The sequence below is a fragment of the Algoriphagus terrigena DSM 22685 genome, from assembly GCF_000429445.1.
Lineage (GTDB): Bacteria > Bacteroidota > Bacteroidia > Cytophagales > Cyclobacteriaceae > Algoriphagus > Algoriphagus terrigena.
Window position 1 is genome coordinate 18,447 of sequence record NZ_AUBW01000031.1, and the last position, 23,103, is coordinate 41,549.

Annotated in this window: 22 protein-coding genes; 7 read left to right on the plus strand and 15 right to left on the minus strand. The window is 47.9% G+C overall.

What is annotated here, in order from left to right:
* Positions 1 to 70: 70 nt before the first annotated feature.
* Together G459_RS28235 and G459_RS0122015 are read right to left on the minus strand one after the other, a co-directional pair.
* On the minus strand, positions 71 to 472 hold the full coding sequence (locus tag G459_RS28235) for a DUF4890 domain-containing protein (protein WP_051315364.1): 402 nt from the start codon (positions 470 to 472) through the stop codon (positions 71 to 73).
* A gap of 85 nt (positions 473 to 557) precedes the next feature.
* Complete coding sequence (locus G459_RS0122015) at positions 558 to 1,901, minus strand: NAD(P)/FAD-dependent oxidoreductase (protein ID WP_026969558.1); 1,344 nt, start codon at positions 1,899 to 1,901, stop codon at positions 558 to 560.
* Positions 1,902 to 2,048: 147 nt separating this feature from the next.
* On the opposite strand from G459_RS0122015, the gene G459_RS0122020 reads away from it, so the two are divergent.
* Both G459_RS0122020 and yjjX read left to right on the plus strand, forming a co-directional pair.
* Entirely contained in the window at positions 2,049 to 2,756 is a 708-nt protein-coding gene (locus G459_RS0122020) for a YebC/PmpR family DNA-binding transcriptional regulator (RefSeq protein WP_026969559.1), read from the plus strand.
* Between the two features lie 11 nt (positions 2,757 to 2,767).
* Entirely contained in the window at positions 2,768 to 3,334 is a 567-nt protein-coding gene (yjjX, locus tag G459_RS0122025; protein WP_026969560.1) for an inosine/xanthosine triphosphatase, read from the plus strand.
* Positions 3,335 to 3,535: 201 nt separating this feature from the next.
* Here yjjX and G459_RS0122030 read toward each other — a convergent pair whose 3' ends face one another.
* The gene (locus tag G459_RS0122030) at positions 3,536 to 4,522 is read right to left on the minus strand and encodes a hypothetical protein (protein ID WP_026969561.1); all 987 of its coding nucleotides are present in this window, start codon (positions 4,520 to 4,522) and stop codon (positions 3,536 to 3,538) included.
* A gap of 69 nt (positions 4,523 to 4,591) precedes the next feature.
* On the opposite strand from G459_RS0122030, the gene G459_RS0122035 reads away from it, so the two are divergent.
* Complete coding sequence (locus tag G459_RS0122035) at positions 4,592 to 5,536, plus strand: M28 family peptidase (protein ID WP_026969562.1); 945 nt, start codon at positions 4,592 to 4,594, stop codon at positions 5,534 to 5,536.
* 111 nt (positions 5,537 to 5,647) lie between these two features.
* On the plus strand, positions 5,648 to 7,357 hold the full coding sequence (locus G459_RS0122040; protein ID WP_084454630.1) for a chloride channel protein: 1,710 nt from the start codon (positions 5,648 to 5,650) through the stop codon (positions 7,355 to 7,357).
* A 419-nt stretch (positions 7,358 to 7,776) separates the two neighbouring features.
* On the opposite strand, the gene mtgA is transcribed toward G459_RS0122040, so the two are convergent.
* Together mtgA and G459_RS0122055 are read right to left on the minus strand one after the other, a co-directional pair.
* Positions 7,777 to 8,472, minus strand: coding sequence for a monofunctional biosynthetic peptidoglycan transglycosylase (mtgA, locus tag G459_RS0122050; protein WP_026969564.1), 696 nt, complete (start codon positions 8,470 to 8,472; stop codon positions 7,777 to 7,779).
* A gap of 6 nt (positions 8,473 to 8,478) precedes the next feature.
* A complete protein-coding gene (locus G459_RS0122055; protein ID WP_026969565.1) occupies positions 8,479 to 9,273 on the minus strand; it encodes a class I SAM-dependent methyltransferase in 795 nt (264 codons plus the stop codon).
* Positions 9,274 to 9,557: 284 nt separating this feature from the next.
* Between G459_RS0122055 and G459_RS0122060 the strand changes: the two genes are divergently transcribed.
* On the plus strand, positions 9,558 to 10,022 hold the full coding sequence (locus G459_RS0122060) for a MaoC family dehydratase (protein WP_026969566.1): 465 nt from the start codon (positions 9,558 to 9,560) through the stop codon (positions 10,020 to 10,022).
* A gap of 143 nt (positions 10,023 to 10,165) precedes the next feature.
* Here the strand turns inward: G459_RS0122060 and G459_RS0122065 are convergent, their stop codons facing one another.
* The 4 genes from G459_RS0122065 to G459_RS0122080 all read right to left on the minus strand — a co-directional run bounded on the left by G459_RS0122065 (position 10,166) and on the right by G459_RS0122080 (position 15,116).
* Positions 10,166 to 12,604, minus strand: coding sequence for an outer membrane beta-barrel protein (locus G459_RS0122065; protein ID WP_026969567.1), 2,439 nt, complete (start codon positions 12,602 to 12,604; stop codon positions 10,166 to 10,168).
* 213 nt (positions 12,605 to 12,817) lie between these two features.
* On the minus strand, positions 12,818 to 13,420 hold the full coding sequence (locus tag G459_RS0122070) for a superoxide dismutase (RefSeq protein ID WP_026969568.1): 603 nt from the start codon (positions 13,418 to 13,420) through the stop codon (positions 12,818 to 12,820).
* Between the two features lie 103 nt (positions 13,421 to 13,523).
* On the minus strand, positions 13,524 to 13,967 hold the full coding sequence (locus G459_RS0122075) for a nucleoside deaminase (RefSeq protein ID WP_026969569.1): 444 nt from the start codon (positions 13,965 to 13,967) through the stop codon (positions 13,524 to 13,526).
* Positions 13,968 to 13,979: 12 nt separating this feature from the next.
* Positions 13,980 to 15,116: a hypothetical protein gene (locus G459_RS0122080; RefSeq protein ID WP_026969570.1), complete on the minus strand. Its 1,137-nt coding sequence runs from the start codon at positions 15,114 to 15,116 to the stop codon at positions 13,980 to 13,982.
* A 274-nt stretch (positions 15,117 to 15,390) separates the two neighbouring features.
* Between G459_RS0122080 and G459_RS0122085 the strand changes: the two genes are divergently transcribed.
* Complete coding sequence (locus G459_RS0122085; RefSeq protein ID WP_245588228.1) at positions 15,391 to 16,473, plus strand: Na/Pi symporter; 1,083 nt, start codon at positions 15,391 to 15,393, stop codon at positions 16,471 to 16,473.
* Here the strand turns inward: G459_RS0122085 and deoC are convergent.
* From deoC to G459_RS0122120, 6 genes are all read right to left on the minus strand, one after another.
* A complete protein-coding gene (deoC, locus tag G459_RS0122090) occupies positions 16,470 to 17,138 on the minus strand; it encodes a deoxyribose-phosphate aldolase (RefSeq protein WP_035456658.1) in 669 nt (222 codons plus the stop codon). The two genes, G459_RS0122085 and deoC, sit on opposite strands and share 4 nt — an antisense overlap.
* A complete protein-coding gene (locus tag G459_RS0122095) occupies positions 17,131 to 18,354 on the minus strand; it encodes an NAD(P)-dependent oxidoreductase (protein ID WP_026969573.1) in 1,224 nt (407 codons plus the stop codon). Before G459_RS0122095 ends, deoC begins: the two co-directional genes overlap by 8 nt.
* Before the next feature lie 285 nt (positions 18,355 to 18,639).
* The gene (locus tag G459_RS0122105; protein ID WP_026969574.1) at positions 18,640 to 19,188 is read right to left on the minus strand and encodes an FKBP-type peptidyl-prolyl cis-trans isomerase; all 549 of its coding nucleotides are present in this window, start codon (positions 19,186 to 19,188) and stop codon (positions 18,640 to 18,642) included.
* A gap of 2 nt (positions 19,189 to 19,190) precedes the next feature.
* Positions 19,191 to 19,757 carry an FKBP-type peptidyl-prolyl cis-trans isomerase gene (locus tag G459_RS0122110; RefSeq protein WP_026969575.1) on the minus strand — a complete coding sequence of 189 codons (567 nt, stop codon included), beginning with the start codon at positions 19,755 to 19,757 and terminating at the stop codon, positions 19,191 to 19,193.
* Between the two features lie 117 nt (positions 19,758 to 19,874).
* The gene (locus G459_RS0122115) at positions 19,875 to 20,801 is read right to left on the minus strand and encodes an FKBP-type peptidyl-prolyl cis-trans isomerase (RefSeq protein ID WP_026969576.1); all 927 of its coding nucleotides are present in this window, start codon (positions 20,799 to 20,801) and stop codon (positions 19,875 to 19,877) included.
* A gap of 248 nt (positions 20,802 to 21,049) precedes the next feature.
* On the minus strand, positions 21,050 to 22,087 hold the full coding sequence (locus tag G459_RS0122120; protein WP_026969577.1) for a DHH family phosphoesterase: 1,038 nt from the start codon (positions 22,085 to 22,087) through the stop codon (positions 21,050 to 21,052).
* Positions 22,088 to 22,273: 186 nt separating this feature from the next.
* Here G459_RS0122120 and G459_RS0122125 point away from each other — a divergent pair, with 186 nt between their 5' ends.
* Positions 22,274 to 22,696, plus strand: coding sequence for a nucleoside-diphosphate kinase (locus G459_RS0122125; protein ID WP_026969578.1), 423 nt, complete (start codon positions 22,274 to 22,276; stop codon positions 22,694 to 22,696).
* Positions 22,697 to 23,103: the final 407 nt, after the last annotated feature.

Below are 23,103 nucleotides of genomic sequence, written 5' to 3' on the forward strand. Positions count from 1 at the left end.
TAGCTAAAAAAACGAGCAGCCTTAAAAATGAAAAAGCCAATCCTAGATGGACTGGCTTTTTTTATTTGGTTTAGTTTCCGTCTTTTTGTCGAGGCATGTCCTCCCGGCGATGAACCTCACCCCCAGGTCTTCTCTTCTCTCGTTGCTCCAGCTTGATCTCTTCCCATTTGGTACGCTGCTCTTCGGTAAGGATCGAGTTGACCTTTTCCTGATGAGCTTTCATTTCTGACCGCTGGGCCTCCCTTTCGGCCTTTTCCCGCTCCATTTCAGCTTGTCTCTGCTTCGCATGGTCTAGGTTAAGAGCAAGGATCTGGGCTTTCTGATCCTCCGAAAGTTCGAGTTCTGTCGCCATTTTCTCGGTTACCTTTTTAGCCCTTTCTTCCGGATTAGGCTGCTGTCTTTTTTCTTGTTGCGCCGCTACGCTCAAACTGGTAAATGCCAGGAGCACTGCGCCGATGATCCACTTTTTCATAGTTGTTTTGGTTTTGTTTCGGGAATTAGACCCGCCGAACCAAATCAGGTTTAATAGCGCTGCGAAAATGGATTGTTAAGGAATCTTAATCAGGCGAGCTCTTTTCTTCGATCAACTCCTTCCGCTCGGAAGCCCGAACGTATTTGGGTTTGATCAGCAGTCGCAGACTCGGGTCAAAACTGAGGTAGTTCCAAGACCAATCCAGAAAGATGACCAGCTTATTTTTCACCCCCAAGATGGCCATCAGGTGGACGAAAAGCCAAGTCAACCAAGCGAAAAAGCCCTGGAAGCTGTAGAACGGCAAGTCCACCACAGCCAACTTTCGCCCGACAGTCGCCATCGACCCGAGATCTTTGTATTTGAAGGGAGCCAAAGGTTGTCCCTTTTCCTGTCGGAAAAGATTCTTTGACAGGTTTTTGGCCTGCTGGATTGCCACCTGAGCCACCTGTGGATGTCCTTTGGGGAAATCACCTCCGGGTAAAAGACACTGATCTCCCAGCACAAACACTCCGGCCGACCCAACCAGCTGGTTGTATTCGTTCACCAGCATCCGCCCGTTTCCGGCATATTGGCTTGGATCAAATCCCTCAATTCGATTGGGCTTGATCCCCGCGGCCCAGAGCAAGGTTTGGGTTTGAATTGGCTCCTTTCCTTCCAGAGAGACTTCTTTGCCGTCGTAATCGAGCACCTTGGTTGCCAAGAAAACCTCCACGCCCAATTCCTGTAGGTAGTGGAGCGCGCTGCTCTGTGCCTGCTCCGACATCGCGCCAAGCAACTTTGGACCGGCCTCGATCAGTACCACCTTCATGTTCTTGAAGTTGAGCTCGGGATAGTCCTTAGGCAAGACATTGTTCCTCAGGTCAGCCATCGCGCCTGCCAGCTCCACCCCGGTTGGGCCTCCACCGACGATCACCATATTCATCAGGGACTTGCGATTCTCCACTTTTTCGATCGTGATCGCCCGCTCATAGTTGGAGATGATCTTGTTGCGGATGTAGAGCGCCTCGGATACGGTCTTCATGGGCGTGGAATAATACTCGATATTCTTTGCCCCGAAGTAGTTCGTATCTGCTCCCATCGCCAAAACCAAGTAATCATAGTCGATATAGCCAATATCAGTATACAATCTCTTCTCCTTCGCATCCACACCCTCGGCTTCGGCCATTCTGAAACTCATATTGGCGGCGCCGTGGAAGATTTTGCGAAGCGGAAACGAAATCGCACTCGGCTCCAAGCCTGCCGTGGCGACTTGGTAAAAGAGCGGCTGAAACTGGTGGTAATTGTTCTTGTCCAGAAGGATCACTTGAAAAGCGCTCTTACGGAGGCTCATGGCGAGCTTCAGTCCGGCAAAACCTCCTCCCACGATCACGACCTTGGGCAGGTCCAACATTGGGAGATTTGGAATGGGTTGATAGTTTGAGTAGTTCATTGGAAGGACGTTTTATTCGATACGGATTCGATAGGTTCCAAAGTCTAAAATTTCCGAAGAAGTGGTCGCTTTTTGATAAAAAGAACCGAGATTCCTCTTAGTAAAAAGATTTGCTATTTTTGCCCACCTCTAATATTCAGTATAACTATGGGAAGAGCATTTGAATTCCGAAAAGAAAGAAAGTTTAAGCGCTGGGACAAAATGTCCAAGGTTTTCACCCGGTTGGGGAAAGAAATTGTGATGGCAGTGAAGACAGGCGGCCCTGATCCCAACACCAACACCAAGCTAAGAACAGTCATTCAAAATGCGAAAGGTGCCCAAATGCCCAAAGATCGCATCGAAGCGGCAATCAAACGCGCCTCGAACAAGGACGAAAAGGATTACGAAGAAGTAGTATACGAAGGCTATGGCCCGTTTGGAATCGCTTTTATCGTGGAGACTTCCACTGACAATACGAACCGCACCGTCGCCAACACAAGATCCTACTTTGCAAAAGCGGGAGGAGCTCTCGGCACCTCAGGCTCGGTAAGCTTCATGTTTGACCGCAAGGCTGTATTCAGATTTGCCCAAGCAGCATATCAGTTGGACGAATTAGAGCTGGAGTTGATCGACTTTGGACTCACGGAGATCGCCGAAAACGAGGGAGAAATCTTCGCCTACACTGAGTTTGAAGACTTCGGTTCCATGCAGAAAGCACTGGAAGATCGTGGGATTGAAGTGATCTCAGCTGATTTCCAGCGATTCCCGACCACGCTCACTGAGCTGACAGAGGAACAGGAGGAGATCATCCACAAGCTCATCGACCGTCTCGAAGAGGACGACGATGTCAACCAGGTATTTACCAATATGGCCTAAGGGCCGGATTTATGAATTTTAAGAAAAGAGAGAACTTCCAAACCTCTGACAAACTTCTCATACTGGTCGGCAGCAAGAATCCGGTAAAAATTGCCTGTACGGAAGACGCCTTCACCCGGGCATTCAACAAAAGTTTTCTAGTAGAAGGCATCAACGCCGCTTCCGGAGTCTCCGATCAGCCGATTGGGGAAGCTGAGACGCACTTGGGCGCCAAAAACAGAGCCCACAATTCCCGCGAGGTGTTCCCGGAAGCCCACTATTGGGTCGGAATCGAAGGGGGTGTAGATGAGGACGAATACGGGATGTTTGCATTTGCCTGGATTTATATTCTGGCCAGGGACGGAAAAACCAGCCAATCCAAAACCGGCACTTTTTATCTGCCAAAAGCAGTGACTGAGTTGGTGAAAGAGGGAATGGAACTGGGAAAAGCCGACGATCAAGTATTCGATCAGGAGAATTCCAAGCAGCAGGGAGGCTCCGTGGGGATACTCACACATGGAGTCGTAGATCGAAATGAATATTATCGCCAGGCGATTATTCTTGCACTGATTCCATTTGTCAATGAAAATTTCTTTTAGCAAGAAGAAGATCTTGGAAAATTTAAACTAACGAAGGGTTGATTAAATATTTTTTGAAAGAAATTGTATTTATTAAATATTATTTCTTTTTTAGGGAATTAGAAGTACCAACATCTAATTTTCAATTGCAGTCTTGACAGTAAAAGTTGCACTAATCACCCCCACCCTAATCCAGTAAAAAAACCTCCTTCCGGGAGGTTTTTATTTTTTCAGATTGTCTAAGAAACCGGTCAACGCAACCTTCCAGTCCACATTTGCATCCCATTCAGGCCCGATGTACAACTCATCCCTCACGATGAGTTTGATGTAGTATTTCACGACTGTCTTCTGGCCTTCTTCTCCGAGAATAGGCTCAAGCCCCATACTCTGCATCAGATCTGTCTGTCTGCCTTCTACTTTGACAAGTAGGAATTGTACACGATCACTGACGAGTTCCTCGTTGGTTTTGGCTTCTGTAAGCCATTCGATTTGGTGGGGATAGAGATTCTCCATAATCGACTGAATCTGGGATTTTTGCGCAGCCTGCTCGGCGAGGATTGCCTCTTGCGATTTGCCCAAAAGATCGTATCGGAAGTAGCTCAGAGCACCGTTTTCGGCCGAGGAACCTTCGAGAGGAATCCCCAACTTGAATACTTCCAGGTTGAGTGGATTCTGAGGGAGGAATTTCTGCTCAGATCGGGCCGTCTCCTGACTGCTGATCTGGGGAAATTCCGGCACGTCGATGACCAGCAGATTTTTTGACCGGGTATTTTTCCCCGAAGCGGCAAGTTGTGAACCTGCTTCATTCCAATCTTTACCGGCTAAGCCAAAGAGCGCCGTTGTGGTGACGATTTTACCATCGCCGCTAAAAGCTCCGACGTGAATGCTCACACTTTCCTTCTTTCTAGTTACCAAAATGATGTTTTTGACTTGGCGCGTGGCAAAGGCTCTCGCGTAATCTGCCTGCCTCGCCTCGGAGAGAATCACCTGCTCCAGTTCAAAATAGGCGACCGGATCAGCGCCCGCCTCCACCAGATGTACGTGCACACTATCTGCCAGCTGCTGCCAGCTGAGGACGGGTCTGGAGCCCGGATCGGTAGAGACCAACACGACAGATTTCCCTTCAAAAAAACTCTCCGGGAGTCCCCCCTGAGCCAAAACTAAATTAACCGAAATAAAAAAAAGGAACGCGCAGCTGATATATTTCATCAAATTCAGACGTAGTGACGGTAAGCCTAGTATTTTTACGAATATACATAACGGATAACGGATCACCAGATGCATTTCAATTTCAATAAACACCTCTTTTCAATCATTTGCCTACTGATAACAAATATTTCTTTTGCTCAGAGCATTGACTCCAAAGACCTGTTGAAGCATCTCGAATTCCTTTCTTCCGATGCGCTGGCCGGGAGGAAGCCTCTGACTGCCGGTAGCATGGAGGCAAGATCCTACATCTTGAACGAACTGACCAGTCTGGAAAATGTCCAGGCGCTCTACCCTGATTTTATTCAGCGGTTTTCATTTACCGGGCGCAATAAGGCCCAGTATGAGGATGCGGCAAACCTGGTGGCCTTTATCCCCGGCAGCAGCTCGAGGAAGGTGATCGTCGTCACTGCCCACTACGACCATGTGGGTGTAGGAAAGCCCAATGCTGCCGGTGATTCCATCTACAACGGCGCCGACGACAACGCGTCCGGCACTGCTGCATTGCTGGAATTGGCTGAGTATTTCTCCAAAAACAGGCCACTTCACAGCATGATGTTTGTGGCTTTGGACGCGGAAGAATTGGGATTGAGAGGCGCAAAAGCACTCGTGGATGATTTCCCCTATCCGCTCGATCAGATCTTGCTCAACGTGAACATGGATATGATCGGCAGAAGTGACAAAAATGAACTGTATGCGTCTGGCACCCATTTCTACCCGTACCTCAAACCAATTCTGGAAAAAGCAGCCGCTGGCTCCGATCCCACATTGAGGTTTGGTCACGACACACCGGGAACGGGACGGGAGGATTGGACAAACCAATCAGATCAGGGTGCTTTTTTTGCAAAAAAGGTTCCCCATCTTTATTTTGGAGTGGAGGATCATGTGGACTATCACAAGCCTTCCGACGAATTCAAAAACATTCAACCCAAATTCTACAGCAACGCGGCAAATCTGATTCTGAAGTGTATTCTGGCATTGGACGCGGAACTAACCGACCAAAATAGCGGGCAATAACTGTTGCTGCAACGTATTAGACACACCAATTGATTTTTCATTTTGCCAAAACACGATCTAATAACTAGGTTTTTGATCTGGAGGCTCCGACATCTGAGCAATCAGGGATTTATGCTTATCCTGAGCGGATTGATCGGTATTTTTTCAGGTTTGGCGGCTGTGATACTTAAGTTCATGGTGCACTCAATCCAGGGATTTCTCACAGAGGGATTCTATAAGGAATACGCCAACTTCATGTACATTATTTATCCGTTGATAGGTATATCGGCGGCCTATCTGCTGGGAAGGTATATCCTCAATGACGTGGGTGGCCACGGGATCCCGGATGTACTGTTTAATATTTCCAAAAAAGCCAGTTTGATCCCGAGGATCAAGATTTTCAGCAGAGTGCTCACTTCTGCTTTGACGGTTGGTTTCGGAGGATCGGTGGGATTGGAAGCACCCATGGTGGTGACCGGCTCAGCGATCGGTTCCAACGTGGGCTTTTTGGTCCACCTCAATCCCAAAAAGAGGAGTCTCCTGATCGGCTGTGGCGCTGCAGGCGCAATATCCGCCATATTCGGAGCCCCGATTGGAGCAGTGATTTTCGCAATTGAAGTTATCCTACTCGAAATCAGCACTGCAGCTTTCATTCCGCTTCTGATCGCCTCTGTGATGGGATCCATCACCTCAATGGTCCTGATTGGTAAGGAGTTTCTTTTCAATTTCCAACTGAAAGAATCCTTCACTGCCTCGCACATGCCTTACTATCTGCTGCTGGGCATCATCTGCGGCCTTGTTTCGCTTTACTTCAGCCGAATGGTCTTGGCAACCGAAAAGGTCATCGAGGACATTGGCGACCAATGGATGAGAACAATGTACGGCGGCGCACTGCTGGGAGTCATGGTCTTTTTCCTTCCACCCATCTATGGAGAGGGATATAATACGCTGAACATCCTGATCGAGGGTGACTACTCCAAGATCCTGGACAACAGCATCTTCTTTTCTTCCATCGAAAACCCCGCCATGATCCTGATTTTCCTGGGCTTGATTGTGTTGGTAAAACCGATCGCTTCGGCCGTCACCATCGGATCAGGAGGCAGCGGCGGGATTTTCGCCCCATCGCTGTTTGTGGGGGGTATTGTGGGTTTCCTGTTCGCTTACTCCAATAACATGCTGGATCTCCACATTTCCCTGCCTGTGGCTCATTTTACACTGGTAGCCATGTGTGGGCTGATGGCCGGAGTCCAACATTCGCCCTTGTCGGCGATATTTTTGATTGCAGAGATTACGGGTGGCTATGAGCTTTTTGTTCCATTGATGTTCGTGTCGGCCATCGCGTACACCACTTCGGCACACTTCGAAAAAGACAGCATCTATAAGCTACAGCTCAAGGACCAGGGCAAGCATCTCCCGGAGACCAAAGACCAAGAGCTACTCGATACTATCAACATTTCGCATGTGATCGAGCGGGATCTACTTCCTATTCATCCCGATGCTCAATTACGAAACCTCATTGATCTGGTGAAAATTTCCAAAAGGAACATCTTTCCGGTAGTCGATCAGAACAAACTCCTGTGCGGGATCATCACTCTGGATGATTTCAGGGGAATCATGTTTGATCCCGAAAAGCAGGAGAAAGTAGTCATCCGACAGCTCATGCATAGTCCCCCAGAAATCCTATTGGCCACAGATAATATGCAATCTGCAATGGAAAAATTCGAAAGATCCGGCGCTTGGAATCTCCCGGTAGTTGAGGATGGGAGGTATCTAGGCTTCGTCTCCAAGTCAAGAATTTTCAACACCTATCGGAAAAGGCTCATCAGTCAAAAGCACGATTAGGGCCGAATTAGAATAAAATTTGGTATTCAAAATTATCCACCAGTCGCCTGTCTTTCGACACTCTTTTTCTTTCAGTTAGCGAAGATTATCCACAATTTCACCTTTTCTAAAGACCATCCAAGTTGCTGTATTTCAGTGATTTACTGCCGACCCAAAGGTCAGTGTGGATAAATAATTGAAATTGTGGATAAATTTCTCTTGTAAATTTTGATGTTAAAATTCAGCCCGTCAGGGGCATTTTTTTGAAAAATGAAAAAGTCATTGTGAACTGGAATTTCGCTATTGGCAAGCTTCAGTTTTGAAATAATCTTTGGATTTGGTTTCCTCGTCACACTATCTTCGGCTCTGTAATTTTAGAATTACATCCAAAAGCCCAATAAAAATAGATTTTTTACATTTTAACAGGCAAAGTCCAATCTCTATTGCCCGAAGCCTACAGGTGCAAGGTTGTTCATTTGCCTTAAAATCCAACTTTGCCTTCCCCGGATGTAACCGGTTGGCTTCGTTGGCGTCCAGCGTCGGGGATTGGGAAGAACGGCGGCAATCATAGCAGCCTGGCTTCGATTGAGCTTGAGTGCAGGTTTTTTGTAGTATGCCTGAGAAGCGGCTTCGATTCCATAGATCCCATCCCCCATTTCGATCACATTGAGGTACACTTCGATGATCCGCTCCTTAGACCACAAGAACTCCACCAGGACGGTGAAATAGGCCTCCAAGCCTTTTCTCAGGTAGCTTCGGGAAGGCCATAGAAAAACATTCTTGACCGTCTGCTGGGTGATCGTGCTGGCTCCCTTGACCCGCTTGCCTTTTTTGTTGTTTTCCCAGGCTTTCTCCATCGCTTCGAAGTCAAAACCTCTGTGGTCCAAAAACTTTTGATCCTCAGCAGCGATGACGGCTTGTGGTGCATTTTTGGAGATATTGGAAATAGGCTCCCAGTCTTTGTACAGTCTCACATCCTTCTTGGAATCAAACGCCTGTTCCACCACCCTGATCAACATCAGCGGCGTGATCGGCACCGGAACAAACCTGTAAACTATAACCAGACCGATAGAAATCCCTAAAAACCAAAGGGTTGTCTTCCAAATTAGTCTCCAAATCCAGCGAACTATCTTCATGCGTTGCTATACCGTTGCTTTTGCCTGCACAAATTGGTAGAAAAAAACTGCTTTTTCATCAGCGACAAGCTGATCCAGGTCACTTTCCATCGCATCAATGTCCGTTTGGTTAATGGCTCCCGAGTCCAGCAAACTCGGCGCGCCGCTTTTCATGAGAATTTTCCAGAACTCGACAAATCGCCTGAGTTCATCCGGTTGGCTTTGATCGAGGTGAAATCCGCTGCGGGAAAGCACGATTTCTTTAAACCCAGCGTGCGCCAGCAAATTCCCAAGCTGGGCACCTACGTCCGGATTTCCTCCAAAATCAATCTGCTGTTGATTGTAACTTTTGTAATACCGCTCCAGCGCCGGAGCTGCCGGCCGGTAATAAAAAGTCGAATTGAACACCTCGGTGATGTGCACTTTGGCTCCCGGCAAAAGGTGCGCTCGCAAGCGTTTCATAGCCGCAAGCGGATCAGGAATGTGCTCCAGTGCCCAACAGATAAAGGCCGAATCAAATTTCTCCTCCAAGTGCAACTCTTGAGCGTCTTGGTGTACCAGTGCCACCCTGTCGGCGAAGTCCTTCAAGTTCTCGGCAGCCGTAGCCAACTGAGCCTCTGAGAAATCCACCGAGGTAATCTGTAAGTCTGGAAACAACCCCAGCAAGACCGCGGTCTGGGCCCCAACTCCGCTTCCTATCTCGAGCAGCTTCTTACGACCGGTAAAGTCTACGGAAGGATAAATCAATGAAGCCAAAAACCCCGCCTGATCAATCAGACGCTGCTGCTCATCGGTGTTGTATCCATGGAGATATTGGCTCATGATTTTTTGTTAAAAATACGGCTGGCCTTGATGCTAAGCAAATCCCGATAGGATCTGAGATAATACCGGTGGCAGTATGCAATCTTGAGCCAATTCTCTCTGTACAGCCTGAAAAGCAGTAGAAAACATAATAGTGGTTTTACAAAATTGATTCTATTTTTGCGCAGATTTCAAGGATATATTTTTGGATTTTGTGCCAAAATACGTGGACTTCCGTCTGTCAAAGCCTTTTGGATTTCCAAGATAATCTCTGCTACTTTGGCGTTTTCAAATCCTATTTTACCATGAACCCAACAGTAATCGGCAGCTTTGAAGACTTTGAAAAGCACAACGGTCAAGAGCTCGGCACTTCGGAGTTTTTCAAAATCACTCAACCTCAGATCAATCTTTTTGCTGATGCCACCTATGATCACCAGTGGATTCACACCGATCCTGAGCGAGCCAAAGCCGAAGGGGCCTTTGGAAACACCATCGCTCACGGGTACTTAACGCTCAGCATTGTGCCACATCTTTGGGACCAAATCGTCCGTGTGGAAAATCTCAAGATGATGATCAACTATGGCATCGAAAATCTAAGATTCGCTCAGGCTGTCACCGTAGACAGCGAAGTAAGACTCGTCGCTAAGCTGAAAAATGTCGCCAATCTCCGCGGTACGGTGAAGGCCGAAGTTGAGGTCAAGCTGGAAATCAAAGACCAAAAGAAGCCCGCATTTACGGGAGTTTTGGTATTCCTCTATCATTTCCTGTAAGCTTTTCGCAAGATTCCGAAGTAAATCATCTCCAAAAACAAGCAAGGCCGGTCAGGTTTTGCAACCTCCGGCCTTGATTTAAGCTCTTCTCTAGCTTATTGAGTCCAGAAAAAACCCCTCCGCAGCACGGAGAGGCTTTCCTGTTAATCCAATCTATTTCGTTCTTCGGAGCTTCCCGAATTTGATTTTACGCCGAAACTTTCTCCTTTGGCAAAATTGTATTTCAGCGTAAATCTGATCCCTTGATTACTTCTGTATTGACGGAAGTGGGTGTCGATATCAGCAAATTCAATATCTGCATAGATTACCTGAGTGCGGAACAGGTCAGTGCCGTTGACGGAGATCGACAGCTTATCCTTCATTACTGACTTGGTCACCCCGGCATCGACCCAGCCAAATCCTCCGATCTGCCCCTGACCCCAAAGCTGCGGACCGATGTACATGCCCATCACTTCCATCTTGAATCCTTTTGGCAAGGTGAAATTCTGCTGTGACCGTACCATGTAGGAAACCTGCTCTACATCCAGCATATCTTCTCCGATCTGGCTCTGAAACTGATTGTAGTTCACTTGCAGCATATTGGATGTACTCCACCATTTTTTGATTTCCACCGGCACGATCGCGCGGAAGTTGGCGTTACGGGTCTGGTCAAAATTATCGGTGTAAGTCGTCGTGGTACGGTTTTCCTGATCCTGGACAAACACCTGCATGAAAGCATCTTCGGTCACGCTATAGCCCACTGTAAACTGGTAAGATCCGTTGACCACGTGATTCATCTCAAAGTTGGTCGAATACTGAGGGGTAAGATTTGGGTTTCCAGTCTCCGAGGTCAGCGGATCGATGTAGTACACAAATGGATTCAGCAAACGATAGTTAGGGCGAGTGATGCGTCGGTTGGCATTGTAGACGATCTGGTATTTCTCACTGACTTTTTGCTGGATAAAGAAGCTCGGGAACAGGTTGAAATAGTTCTGCTTGTTGACTTGATTGAGCGTCACAGAATTGCCCACGATGTCAGAATATTCACCTCTTAAGCCTGCCTGATAGCTCAGTTTCTCGTTGATCGAACCCTTAAAGGAACCATAGGCCGCCAGCACGTTTTCATTGTAGATAAAGCGATTGGAGTTGGGGTCCGGTTCATAGGGACCTTCCCCCTGAGCTTTGCTCATGTCCAGATTATTGTCTGACTCGACCCAACTTCCCTTCAGTCCCGCTTCCAGCGTTTTCCCGCCTTTCAGAGCTTTGGTGAAGTCTACTTTGGCTGTGAAAATGGTGTAGTACATATCATTCAGCGTCAGGATCTTGTCGGTATAAGCTGCTCCGGGATCATTATTACCTGACCAATAGCTATTGTCCAGAAGTGACGAGCTTTCGTTGTCCATGATTGTGTAGTCGACGTCCGCGGAGATCTTACTTCCCAGCGTATCCAACTTCGCATCGTAATGGAGGTTAGTAAACAGTCGATTTCTGGTCCCTCCTGATTCGTTGGTCGACCCGATGAAGTTGTTGTAGTCTTGACCTGGATTGCTCACTACAGTCTCAGATATGTTGTTGTTGGTATCGGTAGAGGTGGAAGCCTGTACATTCAATCCCAAATTTTGAGTAGGTGTTAATTCGTAATTGGCCGAACCGTTGAACGACGGGGTTTTGTATCTGGAATTGATTTGGGATTCTTGATTGAACATCGAAACACCCTCCTCCACTGTGAAGTTTCTGTTGATCTCCAGCTCATTGACCGCAGCGTACTCATTGTAGTTGAAAGTCCCGTTGGTGGAAAGCCTGCCCTTCTTCACGTTCAGCGTGATTCCTGCATTGGGAGCAAACTGGCCGTTGTATTGTCCGCCAACTTGGACGTTTCCAAACATCCCATCCACATTGTTCTTTTTCAGCTGGATATTAATCACCCCGGCAGAACCTTCTGCGTCAAATCTTGACGAAGGATTGTTGATCACCTCGATGCTTTTGATATTATCCGCGGACATCGATCGGAGAAAATTCGCCAGATCGGTCGCACTCATGTAGGTAGGACGATCATTGATCATCACTGTGACTCCTGTCCGGCCGTTTAAGTTGATGGTTCCCTCCTGATCTACATAGATCCCCGGAGATCTTCCGATCACATCCAGCGCATTGGCGCCTTCGGCCATCACAGTTCCTTCCACATTGATGATCGTCTTGTCGGGCTCGATGATAATCTCGGGCCGGGAAGCTTTGACAGTGACTTCATCCAATCCTGTCGTTTCATTGACTACGGATAGGCTCCCGAAGTCCTTGATCAACCCTGGAGCGAGATCAAAGGGCTCGGAGGAAAAGGACTGATACCCGATGGAGGATACGACGAGTTTTACTTTGGCTGTCTTGGTGGATTCAATCAGGAAGTTTCCGTTCTCATCAGAGACGGCACCATCCACCAGCGCGCCATCCATCTGGACGAGGGCGACGTTGGCGTACGGTACCGCTTCCCCGGATTGGTCGGCGATCTTTCCGGTGATTCTGGAGACTTCTTTTGGCGAAGCGGCGAGATTACTTACCCCCAGAAAATAGACAAGTAATGCTAAAAAGGGAAAGTTGGCAGTTTTCATTGATAATTGAGTTGGCTTTCTGATTCGTTATGCCACTCCCTATGAAAATGAAATGCCAAGGGTCTAAAATGCCCCAAAATCGCCGTAGATAGGCTTTTCTCGTATTCACCAACAACTAGCTGTCTCAAAACCGTACAGTTGATTTTCGGTTTTAGGACAAAAAAATCCCCGGAAGAGAAACGTCCGGGGATCTAAATCTTGATTGGGATTACCTTACTTGGCAGCAGCAAACAGCTTGCTTACCTCATCCCAGTTAACCAGGTTCCAGAAAGCCGCGATATAATCAGGTCTTCTGTTTTGGTAGTGCAGGTAGTACGCGTGCTCCCATACGTCCAAACCGAGAATAGGAGTTCCTTTGATCTCAGCCACATCCATCAGTGGATTGTCCTGATTAGGGGAAGATGCAACGGTAAGACCGCCATCGGTCACTACCAACCACGCCCAGCCTGAACCGAAACGGGTGGCACCGGCCTTGTTGAATTCTTCTTTGAATGCGTCAAAAGAACCGAATTTTGCGTCGATGGCTGCAGCCAGCTCACCGGTAGGAGCGCCTCCGCCAGTTGGAGAAAGGATCGTCCAGAAAAAGCTGTGGTTCCAGTGACCGCCGCCGTTGTTTCTGACAGCAGGCTTTGAGCCGGCCACTTGCAACAGTTCTTCGAGGGATTTGTTCTCCAGCTCTGTGCCGGCGATCGCATTGTTCAAGTTGGTCACATACGCGTTGTGGTGCTTACCGTGATGGATCTCCATAGTCTTCGCATCGATGTGCGGCTCCAGAGCGTCAAAAGCATAAGGTAAAGCGGGAAGTGTAAAAGCCATGATATAGAAATTTTGAGTTAAACATTAGTTCCAAATGAGTCCGTAAACTACAATTTGTCAACCAGTCTTTAAAAAAAAAGGTTCTCCAAGATCGAAAAATGCCTTAATCTCTCAGCTTTTTGAAAAAATCCAGCACCAGTCTCTCCGCCTCTGCAGCCATGGTCCCGGAAAAAATCTTCGTCTTGGGGTGTAGCATGTCAGGATTGCTCTGGCGAAAGCCTCTCCTCGGATCTGAGGCTGCAAAGTGAACTTCCCCAATCTGCGACCAAAAAAGAGCCCCCGCACACATCGGACAGGGTTCCAAAGTCACGTAAAGTCGGCAATCGACGAGGTATTTTGCTCCAAGGGTATTGGCAGCGGCTGTGATCGCCAGCATCTCGGCATGAGCGGTGACATCGTTGAGCCTTTCCGTTTGATTATAGGCTTTGGCAATGATCTTATTTTTGGACACTATGACGGCTCCGACCGGTATTTCTCCTTCTTCAAAGGCGTATTTGGCTTGCTTCAAAGCCTCATTCATGAAATACTCGTGCGTGTATAAGTCCAAATTTTGGAAAGATTATTGGAAAAAGGCGACGATTTCATCCCGCACGCCTTTGTTGATAATCACGGCAAGGATGAGGGATACCACGAGACCAGCAGTGGCTTTGAGGACGTCCTTTCTCGCTAGTCGGAAGGCTCTAACCAACCAGGCATTTCGCTTCTTGGCCTTTCCATGTTTGCCCAAAGCTATGGCCAACTCTCTACCTGCCAACAGACCTATGAACACCCAAGTGGTACTCATCGGCACGTTGTTGTACATCTTGAAGTAGAAAAGGATAACTGCATAGACCAAATCCACAATAGTCGCTGCACGGACGTCTGTGACGTTTGATTTTTCATTGACAATATCCTGGATTTTGTCCCCTTTCATGTAAAACAGGAATCCTAGGCCAAGAAACACAAACCCTGCATACACGGAGAATTCAAAGACATCTAACTGGCGGGGAAGAAAGACCGCAATGTTGGCCGCATCCTGCATGATCCAGACGGACCACAATATTCCGGAAGTAATCCACTGCAGATAGATCCAGTAGGGCTTTGCCTGACCTTTGAGGTAATTCTTGACAAATCGCTCCAGAACAAACCAAACAATAATCGCCAATACAAATGCCAAAATGTAGCCGACGAAGCTTTTGAACATCACTTCAACGATGGTCCCGGCCTTGTAGGTGAACACATTGAGCAAGAGAAAGGTCGTCGAAACCGGCATCCGGAGCCTGGTCATAACCAGGAGAACAATGGGCGCAGCGAGCTGAAGAAAAACAAAACTTTCTGGGGCTTTTTCCAGTCCCGGTACATTCAGCCGCTCATAAGTCACGTCACCAGCATAGTAGAACCAGCTATAGCCAACTGTACCCAACCAAATCAGTCCCATGAAAAGCCAAAGAAGATACCAAGGCTGCTTGCTGTTTGAGGCTATAAACGTTCCGATTGTCTGGATACTGTCATTGGCGATGGCAGAGTAGGCAGCGAGCGCAAACCCAAACCACATCGCCGCATAAGTATAAGGCGTAATCAGCCCCGCAATGGATATGAGGATACAGACTGTAATCAGGAAAGGCCGTTCACTTTTGGTAAAATCAAAGATAGAATAGGTCTTCTTGGAAAGTTTTTCCTGATTGATATTCTGGTCAATAGCTTTTTTCTTGGCCATGATAAGGCTTGTGGGAGATCGGCTGCAAAAATATACAAGAATATACCAACCAATGTTAACAAATTGTTAACTAAGCGAAAAACCTTTTCCCGAAACCCTTTTTCAGCTTGCAAATCCTGAAAAAATTTCAACTTTTACCTCTTATTCTCATTAAAATTCTGAGTTCCTTCCCAAGTTTGGTTTACCCTACTAATAGCATCAGGATTGCCAAGATACCAATTGACCAGAAGGACTTCAGTGCAGTTGAATGGAAGATATCGGAAAAGAAAAAACTATGCTCAGTAAGGTCAGAAGCTATCTGATCGTCTTGTTTGCGCTGCTGCTATTCATCTTTGCCATCGATTTGTTGACCGTGGCTATGGGTCAGCTAAACAGTGGCTTGGCCAGAGATATCATTCAGGCGACCCGAAATCCATTTATCAGCCTCTTTGTGGGACTTTTGGTGACCGCATTGATCCAAAGCAGCTCCACGGTCACCGCCAGCATCGTAGCGATCGTCGCCTCTGGCAATATGACGCTACAGCAGGCCGTGCCAATGGTGCTCGGCGCCAACATTGGCACTACCCTGACTTCTACGCTGGTCTCTCTGACCTTCATCAACAAGAAAAAGGAATTCAGCCGGGCTCTTTCTGCCGGAATCTCTCATGACATGTTCAATATTCTGAATGTGATCATCCTTTTTCCGCTCGAATTGTATTTCAATTTCCTTTCAAAAGGATCTCAAAAAATCGCAGCGCTTTTTGCCAATGACAATCCCGCGTCCGCAGATTTCGAATACAATCGTATGTTCACCCGGAATCTGACCGAATGGATCGTCGAGAATATCAATATCCCATTCCTATCCACTGCATTGGCCATTTTTCTGGTATTCTTTTCGATCAAAATACTGACGACCTCAGTCTATAAGACCTTCGTCCTTGACTCCTTCGAAGACATCAGCAAGGCTATCTTCAAAAACACCGGCTTATCCTTTCTCTACGGGATGTTTTTCACCGCTGCAGTTCAATCCAGCACGGTCACTACCTCGCTGGTGGTGCCGCTGGTAGCCAACCGGAAGGTCAGCCTTGCCAAGTCGTTTCCCTTTATCATTGGAGCCAATATCGGCACCACGATCACCGCCGTGATAGCGGCCATGTACAAGACAGAGGCAGCGATTGCGTTGGCCTTCGTCCATGTCTTGTTTAATGCATTGGGAGCCTTGATCTTTTTACCGTTCCCGGAGATTCGGCAGATTCCGGTCAAACTGGCGGAGTTTATGGGAAAGACCTCGGTTAAATACCGTGTTTTCGGCTTTGCCTACATCCTGCTGACCTTCTTCATCATCCCCTTTCTGCTGATCTATTTCAGCCGGGACTAAGCCTGAGATCCTGCCCGATGCGCTTCCATGATGGCCTTGGCAGAGCTGGTACCGATCCGGTCTGCTCCCGCCGAGATCAACTCCAGGGCAAAATCCAGCGTCTTGATTCCTCCGCTGGCTTTGATCCCAACAATGGAGGGAAGCGTCTCCCGCATCAGCACGATATCTTCCACTCTGGCTCCGGTAGGCGCATAGCCGGTGGAGGTTTTTACAAAATCGGCTCCGGCATCCTGGCAGATCAGGCAGGCCTCTCGGATCTGTTCGGGACTGAGATAGGCCGTCTCGATGATTACCTTGAGAATTCGCTCTTCCGCGTGGCAAAGCTTTGCAATTTGGGCTATTTCGATCTTTGGCCAGTTCATGTCGGAGTGAAAGGCCGTCTGTGACCAGACCAGATCCAATTCATCCGCACCCTGTTTGATCGCCTCTTCGGTCTGGGCGACCTTGGTCGCGGTATCTTCAAATCCGAAGGGAAAACCAATCACCGTCACCACTTGAATATCTTCTTCCTTTAGGTCCCGCTTGGCTTTTTTTACCCAAAATGGGGGAACACAAACTCCCACAAACTGCTCCTCAATGGCATCTGCTAGGAGCTGCTCAACGTCCTTGGCAGTCATCGTGGGACGAAGTAGCGTAGACTCCAAGTATCTGTTTAGCTTATTCATTGCCCAAATCTTCTTCAGAATACACAAAATCCATCAGGTACATAAATTCCAGTGTCAAGTCCCCATCCCGGGCGATGGTAGCCCCTTCAAGAATTGGCGCGTGCTCTTCGAGCAAAGCAGGAATCACCCACTGAACCAGCTGTTTGCCAAACTCCTCCGAGGATTCCCGGGGAAGTTCGCAGGGCAGATTGTCAATCGCCATCACGGAAATACTGCTTTGGCTCCCAAAAGCCCGGATCTCCGCGCCGCCGTCACGAACCACATCGTACACAGGATCGGCAATCGTCGAGGAGCGGAGCGTCGTCGGTATGGAACCGCAGATGTCGCACGTGATGTCAGAGATCACAGACAGTCCAAAATCAACCGAATTGATATCCTCAATTCTAAACAAAGGAGGCGCGCCAGGATTCCAAAAAGCGCCTGCAATCAGCATCTCCCCGGCCTCGGCAAACTTGAGAAAATGGCTCTCGTACTTCTCCGGATGGGAGTAAAATTCCTCCCGGTCAAATCCCCCGTCGCTCTTCCGCCGATTGTAGTCCTCCGAACTCAAGACGGTGTAGACCGGCTCTTCAAAATACATATGAAGGAATTCATGCGACTCTACCTCCGGGATAGATAATTCGTCCAAAACTTCTCTGATGCCCTTACCCACCCTACCTGCACCGGTCACCACGATCTTGATCGGCGGAAGCTGGACCTTCTTCAACTCAGTTCTTAACTCCTCCAAGTCCCTGCATTCCGAAGCTCGCTTGATATCATAGAGGGCAGTCTTCTGGCCATACGTCCAGAAGGCATTGTACGCTCCCACGATCCCCGCCCATCTGCCAAACGCGACCACCCGCTCTCCGGCTGGATTTTTCAGCATTTCGTAGTCAATAAGGCGGATACCTTTGTCCAGGATGGCACGAAGTAGGCCTCTGTTACGGGTCTGTCTTTTGATCGTGTGGGAGAAAAAGAAGTAGGTTTTGTCCGGGATCAACTGGGCTACCGGCACCTCTTTGACCCCAAAGAGAAGATCAGCTTGGGAGATGTTCTCTGTCACCTCGACGCCTGCATCCCGGTATTCAGCATCCGAGAAGCACCTTACCTCGCTGGACTCGACCAAAAAAGTAAGCTGATCCGGATAGCGTTCGCGGAGGGCCCTCAATTGGTCTGGAGAAAAAGGTGCCCTTCTGTCTGCTGGGGTTTTACCCTCGCGGATGATTCCGATTTTCATAAAAGCTATTTTTTCCGGGTATGGTGCAGAAAAATCTGGACTCCTCTAAGACCTGAGTCTCTATACTTGTCGCCAGTTATTTCCTTCTTCCAAGTTAAAAAGAATTCTGAAGGTGGACCGATCACTGGATTACAAATCGGAGGAATCGCTCCATCGAAAGATGCCAGGGCAGTATCTGAAGCCCTCCCTGCTTCAGTCGTCTGTGAAGCGCGAAGTCAAAAAAAACTCTCCAAAGATCTCAATCTTTGGAGAGTTGACAATACTAAGTAAGAACAAATTCCTTTCTTAATCGATTCCGAGAAAATCCACGTCAAAACGAAGGACGGAATTGGCTGGTATCCGGCTGTTATTAGGCTGGTCTTGATAACCATACGGTGAAGGTATCACCAACACGGCCTTGGATCCAGGCCGTAGTCTGCGAAACGCAATCTCCCAGCCTCGAATCACCCTTTGCGCATCCATCACAAATGGATAGGGTAAATAATCATCGCCTTCCACCCACAGATCGTTTGTCCGGGCCACACTTTCGACCGTGGTATCAAATACCGTCCCGTCCTCCATCAACGACCCGGTATAGTTGGTGTACACAACCGTCCCGGTTGTTGGGCGGGAACCAACTCCCTCCTCCTGCACAATGATCACCACGCCGCTGGGATCATGGATCCGATAGAGGCTGTCGATCTGCGCGGTATCCAGGTAGGCTACGATCTTGACACTGTCAATCTTCAGGTTACCGGCGCCATCATAGGCGGGCCCTGTATCGTAGGGATTATTTGTTTCACAGGCTGAAAGGCCTATCAGGGCAAGGAAAAGTATGATGACGAGGTTTCGCATTCTTATTGGTGGTTTGGCCCGTTTTTTACTTCTACCAACTCGAGTTCGAAGACTAAGGGGCTATTTACGGGTATACCCGGTGGTGGCGAAGAAGCATAGCCTAGGCGAGAAGGGAAAATTACCGTTGCCTTTTCGCCGACCCGCATCAACGACACGGCAAATTCAAATCCCGGGATGGCCCCCATTCTAGGACTGCTTAAGGCCAGTTCTATGGGACCATAGGTTCTTCTGGAATCATACACCCCATTGTCCTTGGCCACTTGTTCGATTGAGCTGTCAAAGACCTCATCTGTCAACAAAGAGCCAATGTAGTTGACTTTAACAGTATCCAACTTTAAGATCTGATCGTTAACTTCCGGATCAACTGAAACCTCCCAAAATACATAAATCGAATTGTTTTCATCTTTGAATTCCTTTGCAGAGGGCATTGCATTGTCTTCAAGGTAGGCTTCGATTTCTTCCTTGTCCTGCTGGTCAATCACTTCATTGCTTTCACCTTCATCGATACAGGAGACAAAAGAAGCTGCGCCCAACAATAAAGCTGCAGATGCAATCAATCGGTATTTCATAAGAATGGTATTTGTTTTTCTATCATATGGAATCTCGCATGGCAAACATCATTTTGTGACGTGGAGCCATGCGCGATTTCATAGGTTTTGGTTTATTTTACGCTAATCTGGGTACTCTTACTTCTGCACGTCAGTCACTTCCACGTCGAAGACCAGGATGGAGTTGCCCGGAATCAAAGCACCCGCTCCAGCCTCTCCGTATGCCAAAGGAGAAGGAATGATGAATTTAGCTTTGGAGCCTTTCTTCAAAAGCAACAAACCCTCATCCCATCCCGGGATCACCTGGCCCATCCCGACGTTAACCGGAAGCGGCTCGTAAGGTCTGTCTTCGTTGAAGATGTTGTTTGCTTTCGCTACTTCAGGTAGCGAGGTGTCAAACAAGGTTCCGTCAAGAAGGTAGCCCGCATAGTTCACATGCATGGTGGTACCTGGAGTGGTCGCTTCGCCCGTGCCTTCCTGCTCGATGACGTAGTAGAGGCCGTTTTCTGTCTTAGACGCGGTCAAGCCTTTGTCCGCTACATAGGCTTCGATAGTTTTTGCTTCTTCTACCAAAAGCGTCTTAGCTCTCTCTGCACTCTTCGCCTGCTCAGCCATCATTGCTTCCTGATAGAAAGCCTGCATTGCGGAGTCAGTCTTCACATCAAATGCACCCAACTTCACTTTTACCATGTCGTCTTCTTTCAAGAAGGCGGGTTGGTTGCCGTTGAAGATCACCTTGGCAGTAGATTGGAAATTGATGGAGTCACCTTTTCTCAAAGAAAGGAAGATCTCGTCCATGCCGTTTTGGGGAGTCAGGGTATCATTGGCCATCAGGTAGCCTGGGAAAGGCTGATCGATGGTAGTGTAGATGATCGAATCTGTGGAGGTGGCGATTTCCAGATTGTAAAGGACAAAGTTCCCGTTAGGAGCTTTCTCCGAACCTTCTTCGATGTAGGTGTACTCGATCGCGTCCTTTTCGGTAGTCTTTGTTTTCTGACAAGAGGACATTGTGCTCGCTCCAAACGTCAGAACGAGGATTGCCAAAAGGCTTTTGTTGTTTTTCATATGATGATAATTTGTCTTTTAAAGGGCACATAGCTTGTCCCGAACTTGATTCGGGAGAATCTCGCATAGACCATAGTCACGGATCTGTGTGTCGTTTGGGACCTGCTCGATTTCATGTGTTTATAATTGTTTTTTTAAGGGCACATGGAATCTCGCATAGACCATAGTCATGGATCTGTGGGTCGTGTAGGACATGCTCGATTTCATAAAGGTGTAGTGAATTTTTTGGGTAAATTTTCTGCAATGCCCTATTCGGCAGTTAAGGTCTCGGTTTGAAACAGCTCATCCTGGGTTTTTTCGACAAGTGATTCAAACAGCTCTACGGTTTCTTTCAGGCCAAGTGCAGACTTTCCTCCGGCGGCATTTTTATGCCCTCCTCCGTTGAAGTAGGCCGCGGCGAACTTGTTTACCGCTACATCACTGCTGGATCGGAAGGAAATCTTGATTCCGTCCTCCCGCTCTGAAAACAAAGCGGCAAGCTTGATGCCATCCAAAGATAAAGCATAATTGACCAATCCTTCGGTGTCGCCTGTTTGGCTTTGATATTTTTTAAGATCTTTTTTGCTGATCGCAAAGTAGGCCATGTGGAGGTCTTCACGCACCACCAATCTTCGGGTGATGGCAAATCCGATGAACTTGAGTCGGTTTACCGAGTTGGAGTCGTAGATCCAGTTCGATATCTGGGAGCTGTCGGCTCCTTTGTCGATCAGTTCGGCGACCACGAGGTGGACGTTTTTGGTGGTATTGGGATGACGAAATCCACCCGTATCGGTCATGATGCCCGCATAGAGACATTCTGCGATGTCTTTGTCGATGACGTCCTTGTCTCCCAGTTCATCCACGATGAGCTCATAGATCAGTTCACAGGTGGCGGCAGCTTTGGTGCTCCAATACCTGAGGTCTGCGAAATCCTCCGGATCCTGATGGTGGTCAATGTTGACTATGAAGGCCTTGGACTTTCGGATCATTTCCCCGAGCTCATTGACTCTGCCGAGTACGGAGAAGTCCAGGCAAAAGACCAGATCGGCCTCTTCGAGCCTGAGTGTGGCTAGGGCCCTGTCTTCCGGCTTACTGAAATCCAGAACAGAATCGTTGCCTTTCATCCAGGAGAGAAAGGAGGGATAGTCTGACGGAGTCACGACCGACACCTCGTGTCCTTTTTTGAGAAGGTAATTCGACAAGCCCAGGGAAGAGCCCAGTGCATCTGCATCAGGCTTCACATGGGTCGTGATGAATATTTTCTTGGGAGAGGAAAGTTCTTTTTTAAGCGAGGCTAAAGCTTCCATTAATATCATTAAGCGGCTCTTTTGGCTCTAGTAGCCTGCAAAGGTCTGCAATTTTTCCAGAAATCCCAAGGAACACATTTCGCTGATTCTAAGCGTCCTAGACTAGAATTACCGGGGCTTAGCGATAAAGTGACTGAAAAAACTCTATTTTTGCGCCCGAATTAAACCAAGATAAAACAACATCCCATGGCAAGTAACAGAACATTCACGATGATCAAGCCGGACGCTTTCGAAGCCGGAAACTCAGGCGCTATCCTGAAAATGATCGAAGAGGCAGGCTTTAAAATCATCGCGGTGAAAGCTACTCAACTGACTCCGGAACTGGCTGGCAAATTCTACGAAGTACACGCAGCAAGACCGTTCTACGCGGATCTTTGCAAGTATATGTCCTCTGGGCCGATCATTGCAGCTATTTTGGAAAAAGAAAACGCAGTGGAGGATTTCCGCACGCTGATCGGAGCGACCAATCCAGCCAACGCTGCTGAAGGTACCATCAGAAAGATTTTTGCAAAGTCCATCGAAGCCAATGCGGTTCACGGATCTGACTCGGACGAAAACGCAGCCATCGAAGGCAGCTTCTACTTCTCGCAGTTTGAAAGAATAAGTTAATTAGACAAAATTTACTCTTTCAATAAAAAAATGCGCCCCAAACAGGGCGCATTTTTTTTCTGAAAGTCTGGTTAGCTTACCCCATAGTTGTTCCAGGACATCAGTTTTGGCTAAGTTTTTTCTTTAGAGAAAAGTTTTTTCTACGTGCTCTTAGGCAACAGCTGTGGGTGCTTAGCGTCTGATATCAGTTTTATGCTCGGGGTATAGTCCACCAAAAAAAAGACGACCTTTTCTAGTTGGACGCTAATGATTTAAGTTTTTGGAGCCTTTTTTCTAGGCGCTCCATTTCCGCTTTTCTTCGTTCATCAATGATCTCCTGCCTGAGTTGAGGTTCTTTATAAGGGGTATTGTCCCTGAGAATATGATAGGCGGCTTTGAGTATTTCGTGTCCGATGGCCATCGCGGCT